Annotated in this window: 16 protein-coding genes and 2 pseudogenes; 8 read left to right on the top strand and 10 right to left on the bottom strand. The window is 31.8% G+C overall.

Going from position 1 to position 18,798, the window contains the following annotated elements:
• The first annotated feature begins 44 nt into the window (after positions 1–44).
• The 4 genes from ACMV0E_RS05555 to ACMV0E_RS05540 are packed head-to-tail and all read left to right on the top strand — an operon-like array spanning position 45 to position 4,507.
• Positions 45–1,568, top strand: coding sequence for an ABC transporter ATP-binding protein (locus ACMV0E_RS05555; RefSeq protein WP_416085386.1), 1,524 nt, complete (start codon positions 45–47; stop codon positions 1,566–1,568).
• Positions 1,568–2,653: an ABC transporter permease gene (locus ACMV0E_RS05550; protein ID WP_416085385.1), complete on the top strand. Its 1,086-nt coding sequence runs from the start codon at positions 1,568–1,570 to the stop codon at positions 2,651–2,653. The genes ACMV0E_RS05555 and ACMV0E_RS05550 overlap by 1 nt, the downstream gene beginning before the upstream one ends.
• Complete coding sequence (locus ACMV0E_RS05545; RefSeq protein WP_416085384.1) at positions 2,637–3,560, top strand: ABC transporter permease; 924 nt, start codon at positions 2,637–2,639, stop codon at positions 3,558–3,560. The genes ACMV0E_RS05550 and ACMV0E_RS05545 overlap by 17 nt, the downstream gene beginning before the upstream one ends.
• A complete protein-coding gene (locus ACMV0E_RS05540) occupies positions 3,557–4,507 on the top strand; it encodes a nucleoside hydrolase (protein WP_416085383.1) in 951 nt (316 codons plus the stop codon). The genes ACMV0E_RS05545 and ACMV0E_RS05540 overlap by 4 nt, the downstream gene beginning before the upstream one ends.
• 418 nt (positions 4,508–4,925) lie before the next feature.
• Here the strand turns inward: ACMV0E_RS05540 and ACMV0E_RS05535 are convergent.
• Positions 4,926–6,065 (bottom strand): annotated as a pseudogene (locus ACMV0E_RS05535) (IS3 family transposase).
• Positions 6,066–6,448: 383 nt separating this feature from the next.
• On the opposite strand from ACMV0E_RS05535, the gene ACMV0E_RS05530 reads away from it, so the two are divergent.
• From ACMV0E_RS05530 to ACMV0E_RS05515, 4 genes and pseudogenes are all read left to right on the top strand, one after another.
• On the top strand, positions 6,449–6,544 hold the full coding sequence (locus ACMV0E_RS05530) for a DUF1722 domain-containing protein (protein ID WP_416085421.1): 96 nt from the start codon (positions 6,449–6,451) through the stop codon (positions 6,542–6,544).
• Positions 6,545–6,881: 337 nt separating this feature from the next.
• A pseudogene (locus tag ACMV0E_RS05525) lies at positions 6,882–7,191 on the top strand (Asp23/Gls24 family envelope stress response protein).
• 201 nt (positions 7,192–7,392) lie between these two features.
• Entirely contained in the window at positions 7,393–7,746 is a 354-nt protein-coding gene (gene amaP / locus ACMV0E_RS05520; RefSeq protein WP_416085420.1) for an alkaline shock response membrane anchor protein AmaP, read from the top strand.
• A gap of 11 nt (positions 7,747–7,757) precedes the next feature.
• Positions 7,758–7,961: a DUF2273 domain-containing protein gene (locus ACMV0E_RS05515; protein ID WP_416085382.1), complete on the top strand. Its 204-nt coding sequence runs from the start codon at positions 7,758–7,760 to the stop codon at positions 7,959–7,961.
• Between the two features lie 271 nt (positions 7,962–8,232).
• Here the strand turns inward: ACMV0E_RS05515 and ACMV0E_RS05510 are convergent, their stop codons facing one another.
• From ACMV0E_RS05510 to ACMV0E_RS05470, 9 genes are all read right to left on the bottom strand, one after another.
• Positions 8,233–8,907: a M48 family metallopeptidase gene (locus ACMV0E_RS05510; RefSeq protein ID WP_416085381.1), complete on the bottom strand. Its 675-nt coding sequence runs from the start codon at positions 8,905–8,907 to the stop codon at positions 8,233–8,235.
• A gap of 4 nt (positions 8,908–8,911) precedes the next feature.
• Positions 8,912–12,088: a type I restriction endonuclease subunit R gene (locus ACMV0E_RS05505; protein ID WP_416085380.1), complete on the bottom strand. Its 3,177-nt coding sequence runs from the start codon at positions 12,086–12,088 to the stop codon at positions 8,912–8,914.
• On the bottom strand, positions 12,075–13,322 hold the full coding sequence (locus ACMV0E_RS05500) for a restriction endonuclease subunit S (protein WP_416085379.1): 1,248 nt from the start codon (positions 13,320–13,322) through the stop codon (positions 12,075–12,077). The genes ACMV0E_RS05505 and ACMV0E_RS05500 overlap by 14 nt, the downstream gene beginning before the upstream one ends.
• Entirely contained in the window at positions 13,315–15,756 is a 2,442-nt protein-coding gene (locus tag ACMV0E_RS05495) for a type I restriction-modification system subunit M (protein WP_416085378.1), read from the bottom strand. Before ACMV0E_RS05495 ends, ACMV0E_RS05500 begins: the two co-directional genes overlap by 8 nt.
• Positions 15,757–15,947: 191 nt before the next feature.
• Positions 15,948–16,055, bottom strand: coding sequence for a winged helix-turn-helix domain-containing protein (locus ACMV0E_RS05490; protein ID WP_416085377.1), 108 nt, complete (start codon positions 16,053–16,055; stop codon positions 15,948–15,950).
• Positions 16,033–16,212 carry a winged helix-turn-helix domain-containing protein gene (locus ACMV0E_RS05485; protein WP_416085376.1) on the bottom strand — a complete coding sequence of 60 codons (180 nt, stop codon included), beginning with the start codon at positions 16,210–16,212 and terminating at the stop codon, positions 16,033–16,035. The genes ACMV0E_RS05490 and ACMV0E_RS05485 overlap by 23 nt, the downstream gene beginning before the upstream one ends.
• A gap of 133 nt (positions 16,213–16,345) precedes the next feature.
• Entirely contained in the window at positions 16,346–17,236 is an 891-nt protein-coding gene (locus ACMV0E_RS05480; RefSeq protein WP_416085375.1) for a hypothetical protein, read from the bottom strand.
• Positions 17,237–17,238: 2 nt separating this feature from the next.
• Positions 17,239–17,613 carry a hypothetical protein gene (locus ACMV0E_RS05475; protein WP_416085374.1) on the bottom strand — a complete coding sequence of 125 codons (375 nt, stop codon included), beginning with the start codon at positions 17,611–17,613 and terminating at the stop codon, positions 17,239–17,241.
• Positions 17,600–18,796: an RAMP superfamily CRISPR-associated protein gene (locus tag ACMV0E_RS05470; protein ID WP_416085373.1), complete on the bottom strand. Its 1,197-nt coding sequence runs from the start codon at positions 18,794–18,796 to the stop codon at positions 17,600–17,602. The genes ACMV0E_RS05475 and ACMV0E_RS05470 overlap by 14 nt, the downstream gene beginning before the upstream one ends.
• Positions 18,797–18,798: the final 2 nt, after the last annotated feature.

The raw sequence follows: 18,798 nt of genomic DNA, 5'->3' as shown, positions 1-18,798 counted from the left end.
CGGGAAGGCATGACCGCCTTCCCTTTTTTCGTTTGGAGGTTTATATGGCAATTGCTATTTCATTAAGAGATATAGTAAAGGTTTATCCCAATGGAGTTGTTGCAAATAAAAAGGTCAATCTTGATATTGAAGAAAAAACAATCCATGCAATCGTTGGTGAAAATGGAGCAGGCAAATCAACTCTTATGAAAATCATCTTTGGTGTCGAAATGCCACAAGAGGGTGAAATATACGTTAAAGGAAAAAAAGTAACATTTAAAACACCGATGGAAGCAATTAAAAGTGGCATAGGAATGGTACATCAACACCTTATGCTTGCAGAGGATCTAACAGTTGTAGAAAACCTTACATTAGGAATTGAACCAAGAAAATTCAAGATATTCCTTGATAAGAAAGAGATGAATAACCTTGCAAAAAAATACATAGAAAAATATAAAATCGAAGTACCATTAGAAAAGAAGATAAAAGAATTACCAATAGGATTAAAACAGAGAGTAGAAATTCTTAAAGCACTTCTAAGGAATGCAGATATTCTCATTTTAGATGAGCCTACAGCGGTCCTTACACCACAAGAAACAGAAGTGTTATTCAAGTCATTAAAAGAACTCAAAGAGCAAGGCAAAACGATTATATTTATCTCGCATAAACTCAAAGAAGTAAAAGAAATTGCAGATAAAGTAACCATAATGCGTGATGGTAAAGTAATTGCAACTGATGATGCATCAAATCTATCCGAACACGATATTGCAAGACTAATGGTAGGAAGAGAAGTTTCATTTGAGAGAATAGAAGAAAGTAGGCATATTGGTAATGTCGCTTTGAAAGTTGAAAATCTAAGTTACTTTAACAGAGAGAAAATTCAAGTTTTAAAGAATATCAATTTTGAAGTAAGAGAAGGTGAAATTGTTGGAATTGCAGGTGTTGAAGGCAATGGTCAAACTGAACTTGTTGAAATTCTAACAGGCTTAAGAGAAGCATCAAGCGGTGCAGTTTATGTACTCGGTCAAAATATTGTAAATAAGTCTGTAAGAGAAATCCGTGAAATGGGCGTTTCGCATATTCCAGAGGACAGAATGAAAAATGGAGTTGCAGATAAGGCAAAAGTAAAGGAAAATCTAATCTCAGATAGATACTACAAAAACAATTTTTCTAAAATGGGAATCCTGAATTATGAATATATTGATGGTGCATCAAATGAGCTTGTAAAAAGATTCAATATTCTTGCTCCATCAATTGAAGCTCCAGTAAACGCACTTTCGGGTGGTAACATACAAAAGGTGGTTGTTGCACGAGAGCTCTCAAGTAATCCAAAAGTAATAATAGCATCGCAACCAGTTAGAGGAATTGATGTTGGAAGTGAAGAGTTGGTTCATAATTTTATAAAAGACGCAAGGGATTCAGGTTGCGCTGTTTTGCTTGTATCTGCTGATCTCGATGAAATATTAAAACTTTCAACGAGGATACTTGTTATTTACAATGGAGAAATTGTGAAGTCCTTTGACAAGGTAGAAGGACTTACTGGAGTTGATTTAGGTCCATACATGCTTGGCTTAAAAAGAGGTGAATGATGGAAAAGTTTATTCTAAAATATTTTAACTTGATTAGAACTATTATTGCAATCCTCATTGGCTTTATAATAAGCGTTTCCTTAATTTTTCTTGTTTCAAAAGACTCAATTGCTGCCTTAGGATACCTTTTCCTTGGACCATTTGGATCTATAAGTAGAATTGGTAATATCGTTGAACTTGCAACACCAATTATTTTTTGCGGTATTGCAATTGCTATTCCTTTCCAGGCACAACAATTTAACGTTGGGGCCGAGGGGACATTTTTCATAAGTGCTGCATTTGGGACGGCCTTTGCTTTAATTATACAAGGACTCAACTTACCTGGATTTATTTACATCTTAGTTGTGCTTACATTTGCAGGTCTTATGGGGGCCTTTTGGGGATTTATTCCAGGATACCTAAAAGCAAAATACAGAGCAAATATGGTTGTATTAACATTAATGCTCAATTACATTGCCTATTTCATTTCCATATACCTTATTAACTATCACTTTAGAGATAAAGCTGCAGGATATCTTACATCCTATAGACTTCCAGAAACTCTATTTTTAAAGCAATTTATTCCTAATACAAGGATACATATAGGTTTTTTAATTGCTATTGCATCGGTTTTTATTGCATACTATTTCCTGTATCATACAACACTTGGCTATGAGATTAGAATGGTTGGCTTTAACTTTCATTTTGCAAAGTATAGTGGAATAAATGTTTTTAAAGTAATAGTTCTATCGTCTCTTATTGGAGGAATTTTTGCAGGTATCGGAGGAATGGCAGAAGTAATGGGAATACACAGAAGATTCTTATGGCAATCGCTTCCTGGATATGGATGGGATGGAGTTGTAGTTGCAATTATCGGACACAATAACCCAATCCTTATAATGTTTGCGGCATTTTTCCTTGCATATTTAAGAATTGGAGGACAGGTATTAAATCTTCTTTCGGATGTCCCATATGAACTAATAAGCGTCATTGAAGCAATTATAATCCTTCTTATAACAGCAGAGGCATTTTTGGAAAATGTCAAGTATAGAATTACAGTTAGAGAAGCAGAAAAGGAGGCTTTTAAAAATGAATCCTCTTCTTAAAAGTATATTCTCAACATCTTTCCTTTTTTCAGTTTTAAGAGTTGCAACTCCAATTATATTTCCTGCCTTGGGTGTTGCAATTTCATCGCTATCTGGTTCAACAAACATTGCTCTTGAAGGAATAATGCTTGTATCTGCATTTACAGGGGTTATTGTATCAGCATTTACTCAAAATCTTTGGCTTTCGCTTATTGCAGGAATCTCGGCAGGCGTTCTTATTGCATTGATACTTGGTTATTTCAGCCTTAAATTGAAGGCAGATATCATTCTTGCAGCAATTGCCTTGAATTTGTTTGCATCAGGAATAACTATATTTCTACTTTACATCTTTGCGCATGATAAAGGAGTTTCAAGCTCTCTTAAAAGCCTTGTATTTCCAACAATAAAATTAGGCTTACTCTCCAAGATCCCCATTTTAGGGGGAATCTTAGACAATCAAAATATACTTGTCTATATTGCATTTCTTTCTGTCATTATCTACTATGTAATTGTGTTTCATACACCATTGGGGCTTAAAATAAGAGCCGTCGGACTTAACCCAGATGCAGCAAGTTCGGTTGGCATAAATGTTGTAAGAATTAAACTTTACGCATTAATTCTTTCAGGAGTTTTTGGTGCACTTGGCGGACTTTATCTTTCGATGGGGTATGTCTCTTGGTTTGGGCGTGATATGACTGCAGGACGTGGTTTTATTGCAATCGCAGCATCTTCTATTGGCGGAAATATGCCTTTAGGAACCTTTTTAGGATCGCTTCTCTTTGGAATTGTTTATGCCCTTGCAAACTTCCTTGCACCAATAAATATCCCATCTGAGATAATTCAGGTAATACCATACATCGTGACAGTTTTGGTACTAACAATTTATTCGGCAAGATCTGTAAAAGAAAAGGAGGTAGGTGAGGAATGAAAAAGATTATACTGGACTGTGATCCAGGACACGACGACATGCTTGCAATAATCCTTGCGCTTTCAAATAAGGAGCTTGAAGTTTTGGGAATCACAACTGTTGCAGGAAATCAAACAGGCGAAAAGACATACACTAATGCTTTAAGGGTGTTAAATCTTATTGGAAGAACTGATGTCAAAGTTTCGAGAGGATTTGACAAACCAATTTTAAGAGAGCTTGTTACAGCACCTCAAATCCATGGGGTTTCTGGGCTTGATGGAGCAAACCTTCCTGAACCAAAGGGAAACGAGACACACAAACACGCAATTGACTTCATTATTGAGACTATAATGAACTCAAACGAAAAGATTTATCTTGTCCCAACAGGACCTTTGACAAACATTGCTGTTGCGCTTTTGAAGGAGCCGAAAATCAAAGACAAAATTGAAAAGATAGTTCTTATGGGTGGCGCATTTCATGATTCAAACTTTACGCCAGGTGCTGAATTTAATATTTATGTTGACCCTGAGGCTGCAAAGATTGTATTTGAAAGTGGTATTCCAACTGTAATGGTTGGTCTTGATGTAACAAACCGTGCCCTCTTAACTTTTGAAGACATTGATTATATTGAGAGTTTTAAAGGACCTGTTTCGAGTGTAATTGCTCCACTCCTAAGATTTTTTGCAACAACAAATAAAGAATTTTTTGGTTTTGATGGTGCTCCAATCCACGATGCATTAGCAGTTTCATATCTAATTGATCCGACAATTCTTAAAGTAAAACACCTTCATGTTGATATTGAAACAAAGGGAGAATTCACATCAGGACAAACAGTTGTAGATTACTACAACGTCTTAAAGAAAGAACCTAACGCTTTTGTTGCACTTGACTTAGATCTTCCTAAATTCAAGAAACTTATGATTGAAGCAATAAAGTATTTCGATGAAAGATCGCAAACCTCTTTCTAACTTACTCCCAAGGAAAAATTATTATTCGGGGGAGTATTGAGGGGGCGATGTTGTGCCCCCTCAAAATGTGGAAATTTCTCCTCACTTCGTTCGTCGAAATGACTGGTTGTGTCATTCCGAAGTGGCGTAGCCACGAGGAATACCTTATTTAGAGGGGGACTGACGATTTATAATGCTCCCATCTGTCAAGACAATTTTTTTAAAAATCTAAGTTAGATTTGTGCACCTCCTTTATTTTGATAATTTTATATAAAATGTAAGTTAGATACATAAACTGAAGTTATTTGAGTGTATAGTCTTATTATAATAATAGATGCATACAGCTATGCCAAGCATAAACATATCATAGTAACGACTGATGCATCAAGGCATGGAATGAAAAGTTCACCAAAGGGAACATGTGATAAATGCCACAGATCTAACCAGCTTGCACAAGAATATTAGATTTTCCGTAGTAATATTCAGCAGGTGTTCTGTTCCCTAATGACTGATGCGGTCTACTGTTGTTGTAGTATTCAATATATTCTTGTGTTATTTTTCTTAACTGATGCCCAGTTTCACAGTCTTCCAGGTAAAGCTTCTCCCACTTGTAGCTTCTGAAAAATCGTTCTATACGGTGATTGTCCAATGCTCTTCCTCTACTATCCATAGATATTTTTATTTCATTTTCTTTCAGCAAGTTTATATAGTCTTCACATGTAAACTGTGAACCTTGGTCACTGTTTATGATTTCTGGTGCTCCATGCTTTTTTATGGCTTTTTTGAGCGAATGTATGTTCAAGTGTATTAGACAGCCCATATCCTACAATATACCTGGAATACCAGTCTATAATGGCTACTAAGTACATAAAACCTCGTTTCATCCGACAATATGTTATATCTATTGACCATACTTGATTAGGATGATCAATGTTTAATCCTTTTAATAAATATGGATATAGGTATTTGTTATGCAATCTCTTACTAAGATTTGGTCCAGAGTAGAATCCATGTATACCCATCTCCCACATGTAACGGCGAGTCCTTTTGCGGTTGATAAGAATTCCATAATCTCTCCTTAGTATAGTTGTCATTCTGCGATATCCGTATTCGGGATGCGCTGTATAGACCTCATCAATGATACGCTTAATCATGTATTCTTCATCGCTTGTTGGCACAGGCTTGTAATAAAGGCTTGTGCGATTAATACTTAAGAGCTCAGCCTGTCTGCTAATACTAAGCTTTTTATCACACCTATCAATCATTTTCATGCGTTCCTCACGAGATTTAGAATTGGGCAGATTTTTTTAAGCCAGGCATTCTCACAAGAGAGCTGCCCTATTTGTTTCAATAATTCCTCCTTCTCCTTTTCATATGATTTTTTGACCTTTTCTAACTCGTCCGTTTCTTTGCTAAACACCTTTGCTGCATTATTGATAAATTCTGCTTTCCAGCGGCTAATCATATTTGGATGTATTTCATATTCAGCAGCGATTTCATTAAGCGTTTTTTCTTCTCTCAATACCTCTAATACAATTTTTGCTTTTTGTTCTGGTGTAAAATTTCTTCTCTTATTCATAACTATATTCTAACTTATTTTTGACTTTTTGTCTGCCTAGTTTTCTGGTATCATTATAAATAGATAATAATTAAAAATGAGTGTACTCATTCTGAAACTATTTATATAAAAGACTTTGTTGAATTTTATAGTCACCTCCCCTATAAAGACATAAATAAATGCTAAAAGTAAAAGACAAAAACTTATCGGCCATAAAATGTATAAACTCAATTTCTGTTGAAAATAAAATTTCTGTTTTAGAAAAAGAATGGGCTAAATAATAAATACAAGATACTAGAAACTTCCCCTACATCCTATAAAAAATAATAGAATTATTATATTAAAAGATGGATCTGACTACCCGGTGCTCGAATTTTGTACATTAATAAAAGATACATTGAAAAATAAAAATAATAAAAAGCAACGCAGTAAACACTGCATTACATATATGGGGTTATTTTAAAGATATAGCTTCACAAAAAGAAAAAGAAATTTTTTAAAAAACTCGGTCAATTTGAAAATGGGTAAGTTTCTCTAAAAAATGTTAAAACTTTTTTATACATCATCTCTATGAGGTACAACGTTAGGTATCTTTTAGGAAATTATTATTTTATTTGTTATGACAATACTTTTCATTATATTCTCATCAATTCAAAAAATTATATTATATTTTATTATTTAACAAATTTTGACATGGCAATAAAATGGTAGTATAATGTAAGATAACTATAATTTAAGGGGGTATATAAAATGTCAATGGAGGAGGCAAAACTTCAGGAAAAAACTTCATTGGGAACTATAAAGATCGCTGATCAGGTTGTTGCAATTCTTGCAGGATTGGCAGCAGCCGAAGTTGAAGGAGTAGCTGGAATGAGTGGGGTTTTGTTGGTGGTATCGCTGAATTATTAGGTAAAAAGGACCTTACAAAAGGAGTAAAAGTTGAAGTGGGCGAAAAAGAAGCAGCTGTAGATTTATCTATTGTTGTAAACTTTGATGTAAAATTCGCGAAGTTGCTAAAAAAGTTCAGGAAAAAGTAAAAAATGTAATAGAAGAAAGAACAGGATTAAAAGTAATAGAAGTTAATGTATATGTTCAAGGTGTTGTTTTCCCGGAAGAACAAAAACAAGAAACAAGAAGAGTACAATAATGGGGTGATGATTTTGTCAAAAATAGATAAAATATTATTGGCTCTTCTAACTTTTCTTACCATTATTCTAAGTCTCTTTTTCCTAATTTTCGTTTCGGGGTTAAAAATTCCAGTTGATTATTCTCAAATAATTTATAGTAATTACGAGAATCAAATAACAGCGATTGTTATAGGGATAATTATTCTTATTTTGTCCCTTAGATTTTTTTATGGGCAATTAGACCCTCCAAATTTGATTTCAAAGAAGTAATTGTGCAGTATGGCGAATTAGGTGAAATGGGGATTTCTTTAAATACAATTGAAGATTTAGTTGTAAGAGCGGCAAATCAGGTAAACGGAGTAAAAGAAGTAAAACCACGTATAAAAATATCTCAAGATTCCACTTCTATCATTTTAAATGTGATCATTTTGCCAGACAATAATATTCCGGAATTAATGCAAAATCTCCAACAAACTGTCAATAAGTATATATTAGAGACTGCAGGGTTAAAAGTATCAGATGTAAAAATTCATATAAAAAGCATATATGGCTCAAAGACAAGACGTGTAGAATAGGAGGAGATTAGATGCAAAGGATTGCTCAAATATTTATTTACTTATCGGAAGAGCATCCGGCAAAATTAATAGGCGTTACAGTGGGATTAGTTTTTGGTATATTCACAGCTATTTGGGGATTGCTCAAAGCTTTATTTATATTAATTTGCATAATAGCTGGATATTTAATAGGTGAATATATAGACAAAAATAAAAGATTTCGTGGATTTTTGTAGAAAAAATGATAATTTTCTATAAACATTTAACAACCCCTTGATTATTCTGATATATTGAAATCATCAAGGAGGTTTTTAAATTACTCTGTATATATTTATTTTAGCTATGTAAAATACCCTTCTTATTCAAACTACAAAATATTTTTCATTACTTTATCATAAGAAAAATTTCCCAATTTATACTTTTCTTTATCCTATCAAGTATTGACTTTTCAAAGCCAAATGCTATTTCACCCTTATTTTATCAAAAATACATACAATTAATCATTACTTACAGATTAAGTATATAACCATTTTTCTTGAGCCAATCTTCCTGCTTTTTATAATCGGGCACTAACATCTTTACTTTTATCCAGAAATTCTTTCCATGATTTCTTTCTTCCAAGTGTGCAAGCTCATGCACAACAACATAGTCTATTACAGAAATAGGAGCCATTATAAGTCTCCATGAAAAATTTAAGTTTCCGTTTGAAGAACAAGAACCCCACCTTTTTTGTGCAGACGTAATATTTATTTTATTGTATTTTAAATTACTCTTTTGTGCATACCACTTGACTCTTTCAGATATTATATTAAATGCTTCTTTTTTATACCAATCAATAAAAACCTCTTTTGCCTTATCTAAAAATTTCCTCGACAAATAAAAACCATCTTCAAGCTTAAGAGGAACCTCCTGATTATCTACTATATACAGCTTATAATACTTACCAAGATATAAAAACCCTTCCCCATTCACAAATTCCTTTTTTAAAGCTTTAGGATCCCTTGCCTCTATCTCCTTCTTTTTCTTCTCAATCCATCCTGAATGCTTTTTAATAACCTCCCAAATCTTTTTTTCATCTATGCCAAAAGGTGCTCTCACTATCAATGTGACATCATCTGTAATCTGCAAGGCTATTGTCTTTCTTTTTGAACGAATTATCTTCTCAATCTTTATGTCTACCATAATATCACTTCCTATAATGGTGATAAGCAAGTTCTAATAATCTTTGTGCTATTTCATTTCTTTTGTTGTATATAATATTTGGATCTAAATTGCTTGTAATGTATACTCCTTCATCTTCCTTAACACTTTCATGATAGTTTTGAATGGGAGAAATTTTATCAAGTAAATGTGAATAAATATAGCTTTTTAGACGTTTTTGCTTGGTTGGATTATCCCAAAAATCAACTGCTTGTATTTCTCTTTTAATCATCTCTAATACATCTTTTGTTAGATCAATTAAAAAGTTTAGATCTTTATCTGAAAGCTCATTAATTGATTTTTTACCAAATATTTTATCTTTCAATACTCCAAAAAATGGCATTTCTTTTTTGGGGTCAAAACCAAAGGTTTCTTCATTTTCTCTACCTTTTTTTAGTTCTTCTCTCACTTTTTCTAATTCAATATATAATTCATCCCATTTCCCTTTATAATCTTCAAGAAGTTTTTTTAACCTTTCCGAAAATCTTTCATATAATTCAGGATCTTCCTCAAAATGTTCATCAATGTACTCATTAATTGCAATCTCTAATTCTTGTGCTTTTGCCTTTATTGGTTTTTTATTAAGACTATCAATAAATTTATCTTCAAGAAGTGGTGTAGGAGGTATTTTAGGATCTACACCTTTTGATATCAAATACTCTTCAATTATTTCTCTTACTTTATCACTAGCATCTCTTACGCTTAACTTGCTGTCTCTATATCTATTTCTTGCAGACTCTTTTATAAAAGAAATTATCTTTAAATCGGCAAGATATTTTAAGCTTTCAGGATCTGGCAAAACTTCATCCATAGCCCGGTTAAATTTTCGAACAATATCTATAAACTCATTTCTGACTTTCTCATCAACTAAAATATCAATACACTCTTCAATATTCTGACGCCAATTTTTTATTCCGTTTTTAGTGAAAAACTCTTCTATTAAATTATGATAAAACCTAAGAGCATCAATACTTTTTGCTTTATTTATTACAACTTCTGATATTTCTTCTATATCTTCATCAGCATATATAGAAAGTGCTTCTTTAAGGTGTTTTAAAACTCCAACATAATCAACTACAAAACCACAGGATTTATTATTATAAGCTCTATTAACCCTTGCTATAGCCTGCAGCAAATTATGTCCCTTTATTACATTATCAAGATACATTACCTGTTCTATTGGAGCATCAAAACCGGTTATCAACATATTTTGAACAACTATTATCCCAACATTTCCACCTTTATCAAAAGGAAGTTTGAAGCTTTTAATTATAGTATCGTGTTTTTGAGAATTGGTATATTCTTCGTATTCTGGAGGGTCGTTTTGATCTTTTGATATAACAACACCTACTTCTAATCTTTTTAATGTATCCAAATCAATTTTTGAGTTTTTCTTCATCATCTCATTTATTTTTTCTTTAAGAGCATCTTCTAAAGCATTTTTATACCTTATAGCTGCAAGACGGGAAACTGCTACAACCTGTGCCTTAAATCCATTCGGAAATACATGGGTAATATAATGTTCTATCATATCCTTTGCTTTATCACGTATTACCTCTTCAGCTTCAAGGTATCCTCTCCATGTAAATCTTCCCATTATCATTCTTTTTGTATCTTCGTCTGCATCTTTAAAAACATCCTCAAATTTGGCATTTGCTGCCTCTTCATCTGATAGTTCTGCACTGTGTACTCGCCCTTCATAAACTATACTTACAGTTACACCATCTTCTACAGATTGTCTTATACTGTATTTATCTATATAATCTCCAAAAGTCATTTCAGTTTTATCTATTGGCGTACCTGTAAAAGCAATCTTTGTAGCATTTGGCAGGGATTTTCTTAAATTAGCACCCAAATATTTATATTGAGTCCTATGGGCTTCATCTATCATTATTAAAATTTTTTCGGATTCATTAAGAACTGGAAAATCAATTTTAAGTTCCCTTTCTTGAAATTTGTGTATCATTCCCATTACAAGCTCTGGCGTATTTGTTTTTAAAGCTTCTTTTAAATCATTTATGCTTTCCGCAACTCTTACAGTAAATCCTACACTTTTGGATGTATCATTTAATTGCTTTTCAAGGTCTTTTCTGTCTGTAATAAAAACAACTTTATAATCTCCAAATTCAGGATTATGATATAATTCCCTCACAACAAACATCATTGTCAAAGATTTACCAGAACCCTGAGTATGCCAAATTATGCCTCCTCTATCTTCTGGCGTTTTACCTTCTTTCAATTTTTTTATTATCTTCTTTGCAGCTCTAAATTGCTGGTATCTTGCAACAACTTTAACAACTGTACCTTTTGAATCCTCTTTAAAAATTGTATATGTATGAAATATATCAAGTAAATTTTCTTTCGAGAGCATTCCTTGTACTAAGACCTGCTGGCTTGTAATATTTTCTTCTCCTATATCGGATAAAGAATAAGGATAAGGATCTTTCCACTCAACAAAATGCTCATACTCTGATGTTATTGTTCCATACTTCGCAACCTGGTTTGATGTAGCAATATTAAAAATATTATACCAGAAAAGTTTTTCATTACCTTCAATTGCTCCCCTTCTATTACTGTAGCGCATAAGCTGCTCTATCGCTTCAGAAATCGGATCTGATATTGCAGGCGATTTGCACTCAACCACAACAACGGGTAATCCATTTACAAAAAGGACTATATCAGGAATAATGTGCTTTTCAGTTCCTGTTATATTTACTTTAAATTGTGATATTGCAATAAAGGAATTATTATCTACACTTTTAAAATCAATTAATCTAACAGTTGGACTTTTTTCACCAGTTTTTCTGTTTTCTGATACAGAGGTATTTTCTAAAAATAAGTCGTGGATCTCCTTATTTACCTCTAATAAAGAATTAGAAAGGGGTGTTGTAATCTTTCTTATTACTTCATTTATCTGGTCTTCTTCTATCCATGGATTTATTTTCATTAAAGACTCTTTTAAAATATCTTCAAGAATTACATCTCTAAAGCTTTCTCTAAATTTAATGCTTTCTCCGTAAACAGGTTCTAAAGAAGAGTTAAAAGACAATATTTCTCTGACTTCTTCAGGATTATCTTTATTTTGCCTATAAATTTCCCATCCAAGTCTTTGAAGTTGTGAAAGAAATTTATTTTCAACATAATGCTCCTCATCCAATTTCATCTTTGCTTTCCTCCTCAATTAGATGATTAACCCTGACTTTGCCTGTAAGCAGATCCTCCATAAGTCCCTTTTTAATCCCTTCAAGCTTTTCTTTGTAAGCTTTTTCTTTTTCTATAACTTCATCTATTTGGGATAAAACTGTGGCTATACGTTCTTGCTCGGGAGTGGGGGGGAGGGGGATTATAGCACCAGTAATAATTCCTTTAGTCAATCCAAAACGTGTTATTCCATTAGCTCTTTTTTGAAAATATATATTAACATTTTTAAAACTCAAGATTTTTGTTAGAAACAAACCATTAATATTATTTAGAGGTTTAACTAAAGCTAAATGATAGCCACAAACTAAATTTTCAATTTCATCTCTAACATAAGCTGGTTTTGCGATATCATTATATTCTTCTGAATCTTTTGTTATAATAACATCTCCTTTTGAAATTTTGAATTTCTTAATTTCATTATTAGTTGCAGAAGCGTACATAAAATTCATTCCTTTAGTTATATAATCATTTTGATAAACTTCTAAATAATTACACAATCGTATAATTTTTTCTTTTAAATCAATTTTCTTATCTACGTTACTCAACTTGATATCTGCAATATCCCCCAATCTCACAACTTCCCATTCCTCAGGTATCCTTCCAAGAGGTGAATCCTTAAATTTGTGAGTTTTTTCATTCCTTATTTGCCAGTTTTCATCTATGCCCTTTGTTAGTAAATCATGCATTAGCCCCTGTTTTATGCGATTATATTTTTCAATAATAGCATCGGTTTTCTCTATGGCATTATCAACTGTTTCAAGTATCTCAGCAATTTTGTGCTGTTCAGGAATGGGGGGAAGGGGAATGTGGAGGTTTTGGAAGTGTGGCAATCTAAGAGATATTACAGTAGTTCCAACAGATTGTTTTATAAGTTCTTTACTTGCCAAATGCATAATATAGTATAAAAATTTGCCATTCAAATTTATAAAATCAAAAATAGCATATGCTCGTTGATGTAAGTCAAATTTACCTTTGTAATACTTAGGTATAAATTCAGTTCCTTCTCCAGGTATAATCACAGCTTCGGTATCAAATAAGTATTTATTGCTCCTTTTGATTTCTGTAGAACGGTCAAATAATGGATAATTCCCATCTTCAATAGCATCTTCCACATTACTTAAACCTGTTGAAATTTCTGCCACCTTACCCAACCTTACAACTTTCCACCCTTCAGGCAGTTTAATATTCTCATTCATAACTATACCCCAGCCTTTTTAAAAACTCATCCAATTTTTTTACTTCTTCATCTCTATCATTTCTTAATTTACTTAAAGAAACTTTATATTTATCCCATAAGTTCTCAAAAATCTTTATTAATTCTTTCTTTTCGTCATTTAAATATTTCTCGAGTTGATTTTGTATGAGTTCAAAAAATTTTTCAAGCAAAAGTTCCTTCACTTCCTCTTCTGTTAAAAGCTCAATTTTTTCATCTGTCTTTTTCTCAACTTCTTTTTCTTTATCACTTATAGCTTTTCTCAATTTTTTAATTTCCTTTTCTTTTTGTTCAATTTTTTCTAATAAATTACTCAATTTTATGGCTTCTTTTTTTGAGATTTCATTGTTTTGTTTGCTTAAGTCTTTTATTATATCCTTTAAAAATTCTTTTACTTTATTTGCAGTTTTATCACCTTGCTCTTCTTCATCCCAGTCTTCCACTTCGTCTAAAATCTCATTCAAATCTCCTTCAATCTCAGAAAGAGCCCCCTCTAAATCTTCAATTTCATCTAAATCTTTTTTAAAATATTTCTCTTTAATCCTTTCTCTTTCAACCAAATTTTTGTTCCACCCATTGCTTATTATACTTTTAAAGTCATAAACAAGCTCTTCCCACCAGTTTGCAAATATGCCTGAGATTTTAAATTCATCAAAAGTACCAATTGGCAGTAAAGTATCTTTTAATTTAGTTAAAGAGTCATCTCTAAATTGCCAGAGATTATTTTTACCATAAAATTGCTCAATCTGTGGTTTTATATCTTCCCACCAATTATTTAACTTGCTTTTATGTATTGAAAATATATCTTTTATTTCAGTGGAATCTTCAATAACTTCTTTAATTTGATTTTTTTCTTTTATTTCATCTTTAAACTCCAAATAATCTTTGTCTTTCTCATTAAGTAAAATCTGGTAATGAATATGTAACTTCTTAAATTGTTCTTCATAATTTGCTACTTCTTTTTTAGGTATACCACCAAAAAGATGTGCATGAACATCGTTAATTTCTATATCTGGAGAATTATCCACATACCTTCTTATATTAAGGTTAAAGTCATTTTCTTCAATCTCTTTGATATCAACCAATCTTGAATATTTGGGTATATCTTTTTTACTGTCAAACACATTAACTATTTTTTCTATGTCTTCCGGTCTTAGGAAGTTTTGATTTCTGCCTTCGCCATATTCTCTTTCTGCATTTATAAACAAAATCTTATCTTTTAAATGTTTTGGTTTGTTTTTGTTTATTACAATAACACACGCGGGTATACCTGTATTGTAAAAAAGTTTAGGGGGTAAACCTATAATTGCTTCTATAATGCCTTCTTTTACAATTTGTTCTCGAATTACTTTTTCCTGACCACCTCTGAATAAAACTCCGTGAGGCATGACAGTTGCCATAATACCATCGTCTTTTAGGCTTGCAATCATATGCTGTAAAAACATAAGGTCGGCTTTTTTTCCTGTCTCAGGTGTAAATCCATATTTAAATCTTTCTTGAAATTGCATATTTGCACGTGTATAGTTTTCTGAAAAAGGTGGATTTGCAAGCACTATGTCAAATTTTTTTATATATCCATTTTCTAAAAACATAGGAGTTGTTAGTACATCTTCATTCTCTATATGGGCATCGTTAATACCGTGTAAAATCATATTCATTTTACATATAGACCACGTCAATCCATTGTTTTCCTGACCATATAGTCCTAAATTGTTTGTATTTTGTCCTCGTTCTTCTACATAATGAAATGCTTCAATTAAAAAACCACCGGAACCTACTGTTGGGTCATATATTAACATGCCTTCTTTTGGCTTTACAAGTCTCACCATTAATTTTTTTACATGAGAGGGCGTATAAAATTCCCCCCCTTTTTTGCCTGCCGAATCTGCAAATTCTTTTAATAAATACTCATAAGCGGCACCAAGAAGGTCAGGGAATTCAAAGTTTGAAGGAAGTAATTCATATTTATTAAAGTGATTTATAAGATCTATAAGCTGCTGGTCTTTAAGACGTGACCTCCCCTTTACAGCATTAAAATCTATATGCTTTAAAACACCGTCAAGTTCAGGATTTGCTTCTTCTAAAGCAGCCAAAGCTTTATTTAGCTGGTTTCCAACATCTTCTTTAAATTTTAATATATTTTCCCATCTTGCCCTTTCAGGTACAAAAAAGGTATCACCATAAGAACTTGGATCTTCTAATAACTCTTCAATCTTTTCATTTGAAAAACCCATTTGAGAAAATTTATTTATTAAATCCTTTCGTTTATTCTCAAAGACATCTGAAGTATACTTTAAAAAAAGCATGCCAAATATATATTCTTTATATTCGGAGGCATCCATTTTACCCCTTAAAATATCTGCCGCCTTAAACAAATGTGTTTCAAGCTGTCTTAAACTTATTTTACCACCATTCATCAATGTGCCTCCTAAAACAAATAATATTTTGTCCTTTTAAAACTGTATCCATATATATTCTACACTATCTATGTAAATTTTATAATAAAAATCAAATTTGCATAGAAAACTTACCTTTTTTGTAATGTAATAATAATGTTTTTAATATTTTTAGTCATTCTTCAAAATAGTTATTATCAATTCTTTTTATCTCATTCAGTAATTTTAAATTCTCCTCTCTTAAGAGACTCCAAAAGTCCCGCCTCCTTTAAATATGTAGCCGCCCATCCTATTCTATTATAAAAAAATTTTAATACCACTCTCACGTCTTGAATTTACTTCTTCTGTCAAGTTAAATACATTTTTAAGTTTTTCTTCTAACTCTTTATATTTATGTATTCCACCATTAGAAAGAATTTTAAGTAACGGCAACATAATCTCTTCATATGTAGGTATAGCCATCTTATCAACTCCCATGTAAAGCATATTTATATATATTCAACAAAACTTTGCAAAATCCTCTAAAACTATGTATGAAAATAAAAACGGACAATATGTATTAATGTATGCCTGCTTTTATAATATAGATTTTTATAATATAGATTTATAATTAATCTAACTCTATAAATTTGCCCTTAATAAGTCGATATTTACTCAAATCAATTCCATTAAAGTCTGAAAATTTACTATCTACATTTAATTTACTACCTACATTTATAAAATAGCCTGCTTCTTGAACTCTTGGTATATTCTGTGTAAAATCAAATTCTGAAAGAAGTTTGAGTTCCCCTTCAAATTTTATTTCATTAGAAAATTTGAAAAATTGTCTTAATGGAAAATTAGGTTTTATACTTGCTGTTCCATTTTCAGTAATGTTCCATTCACAAAGTTCTTCTCTTACATCAATACTCAAGTTTAATAATTCCATTTCACCAAAGCCATATTTAGAATCTCCACCAATATATACTTTAAGATGAGTTTTTAAAAAACTTTTAATTTTTTCATGTATGTCATCCTCAAAACCAATCAATCCCATCCAGTAAAGTTGATCTATATTATTTTTTCTACTTTTCTCTTTAGAATCTAATTTTGATTTTGGAAGTATATATTCAAATTCATGCAAACTTTCATCTTTTGCACTTCTTAATAATGGTTCTACGGCGGTTGATACAAGCGTATCAACAAATTTAAATTTAAATTCTTCCTCAGGGTAATCCCCAAGCGAGAATATTCCTCCTTTATATTGCGGAAATAAAGGTTGAGGTTGAGAATGACCCTCCTCTTCCTGTCCTATCATAGGATAAAAATTAGTAATTCTCTCAAAAATTTTCTTTGACTTTTCAATATCTTTAAATTCATTTTCTATTAAAAATTGATTTGTTAAAGCTCCCCACATAGTCCAGCCAGGAATAAAAACCTCTGTCTCGTTTATTACACCCCATCTTGTAGAACCAATGTGAATAGGTTGATTTTGTTTAAATACAAGCTTATACCATTCCATTTTCAATCACCCATAGCCTTTGCATGATAGCGGGCATAAATCAGAGCTTTTTCTAATGATTCTTTGAAAAATAACAATTCGTAAATATCTTCAGACAGTTCCTTAAAAAAATCTTCAGCTTTATCAATTTGACTATATTTAGAGTGTAAAAAAGGCTTTAATTTATCCATTGGTTTTTTAATAAATATGTCACTATATTTCTTATCATCTTTTTTATCTTTACTTAAGCAAAAGACATAATAAGCACACACACCATCATTAGATAAAACTCCTAATGCTTTGTCTATGAATCTTAAAATCTCTTTATCTTTTTGAGAACCGTTAACTATATCGAAACTCAATTCATTTAATGTATACTCAAGATTATTTTGAGTCATCTCCCTCACCCCCGTTAGAGTCAGTCTTTACATTATTTAGTTGTGTTAAATCATCTTCACAATTTTTATCTGCATCTTTCATTTCTAATTTTAACCTTCCAAAACCTCTTGTTGTCATACCACCAATACCTAATGTCTCAAAGAAGTGTTTGGAATCGCATAAAGCTCCTTTTAGCATATTATAATCAGGCAAATCTCCGATTTTATCCAATAATCCTTTAAAAGCTAATTTATCATTTATTCTTAAATCTCCAGAAAATATTGTTCCTCTTGGTATGGCTTCAGAAGTAAACAGTGCACCTTCTTTTGCAGCTCCTGTTATTGGATCTATTGAAACTGATGTTCTTACCTCAAGATTGGAATTAACAATTTGTGAAAACAATTCTTTTGGAACAATTATAATATCTTCCGGATTTAATTCAAATCCATTAATTTTGCTTAGATCTATTGGCTTGTTTTCTACTTTATAAGGTAGATAAAGCCATCCAAGATTTATATGTCCTTCTTTTTTGTCTGTTTCTTTGCCTGTTTCCTTACCAGGTTCTTCGCTAGGTTCTATTTTTTCTAAAATAACACAAACTTGCCCTTTATTTTTTTCTTTATCAGCATCTGTTTCATCCTTATATAAACCTCCATTTTTTAATATTTCTTCCGTTGTTATCCACTTGGTACCCAAAAGTGTAAATACAGGGAAAAACAAAATATTTAAATCACTAAAATAAATCATGCCTTGCCAGCTTATATCTTTTTTTGAAAATCCAAAACCTTTGCAAACTATGCAATGTCCGCAATGACCGCTTTCTTTTTCTTTGCTTTCTTCTAATGTAATATTTGGTAATTCGTCCTGTCCTGCACATCCTATTCCTGTATATCTGTTACCTTCGAAACCTCCAACCCATTTTGCTGAATTTTGAATAAAAATATCCTTTAAATTTTTACCTCTTCTTTTACTTTTTTCAATGCGTATCTCGTCATTTTGAAAAAATTCATGAATTTTCAGGGTAACATAATACCTCCACGTTCCTGCCAAACTTGAACCAGGAATTTTGGGAAGTTTTGTTATTGGGTCTCTTACTATTGTATTATCCACCCTGCCTATGGTATATACACCTGTACCAATATAAATAGGGTCAATGGCCATACCATAAATTTTAAATTCTTTTATCAAATTATCTTCACTCATTT

Origin of the sequence: Caldisericum insulae, assembly GCF_047785965.1 — a bacterium.
Taxonomy (GTDB): domain Bacteria; phylum Caldisericota; class Caldisericia; order Caldisericales; family Caldisericaceae; genus Caldisericum; species Caldisericum exile_A.
This window is presented reverse-complemented; position numbering and strand designations above follow the sequence as displayed.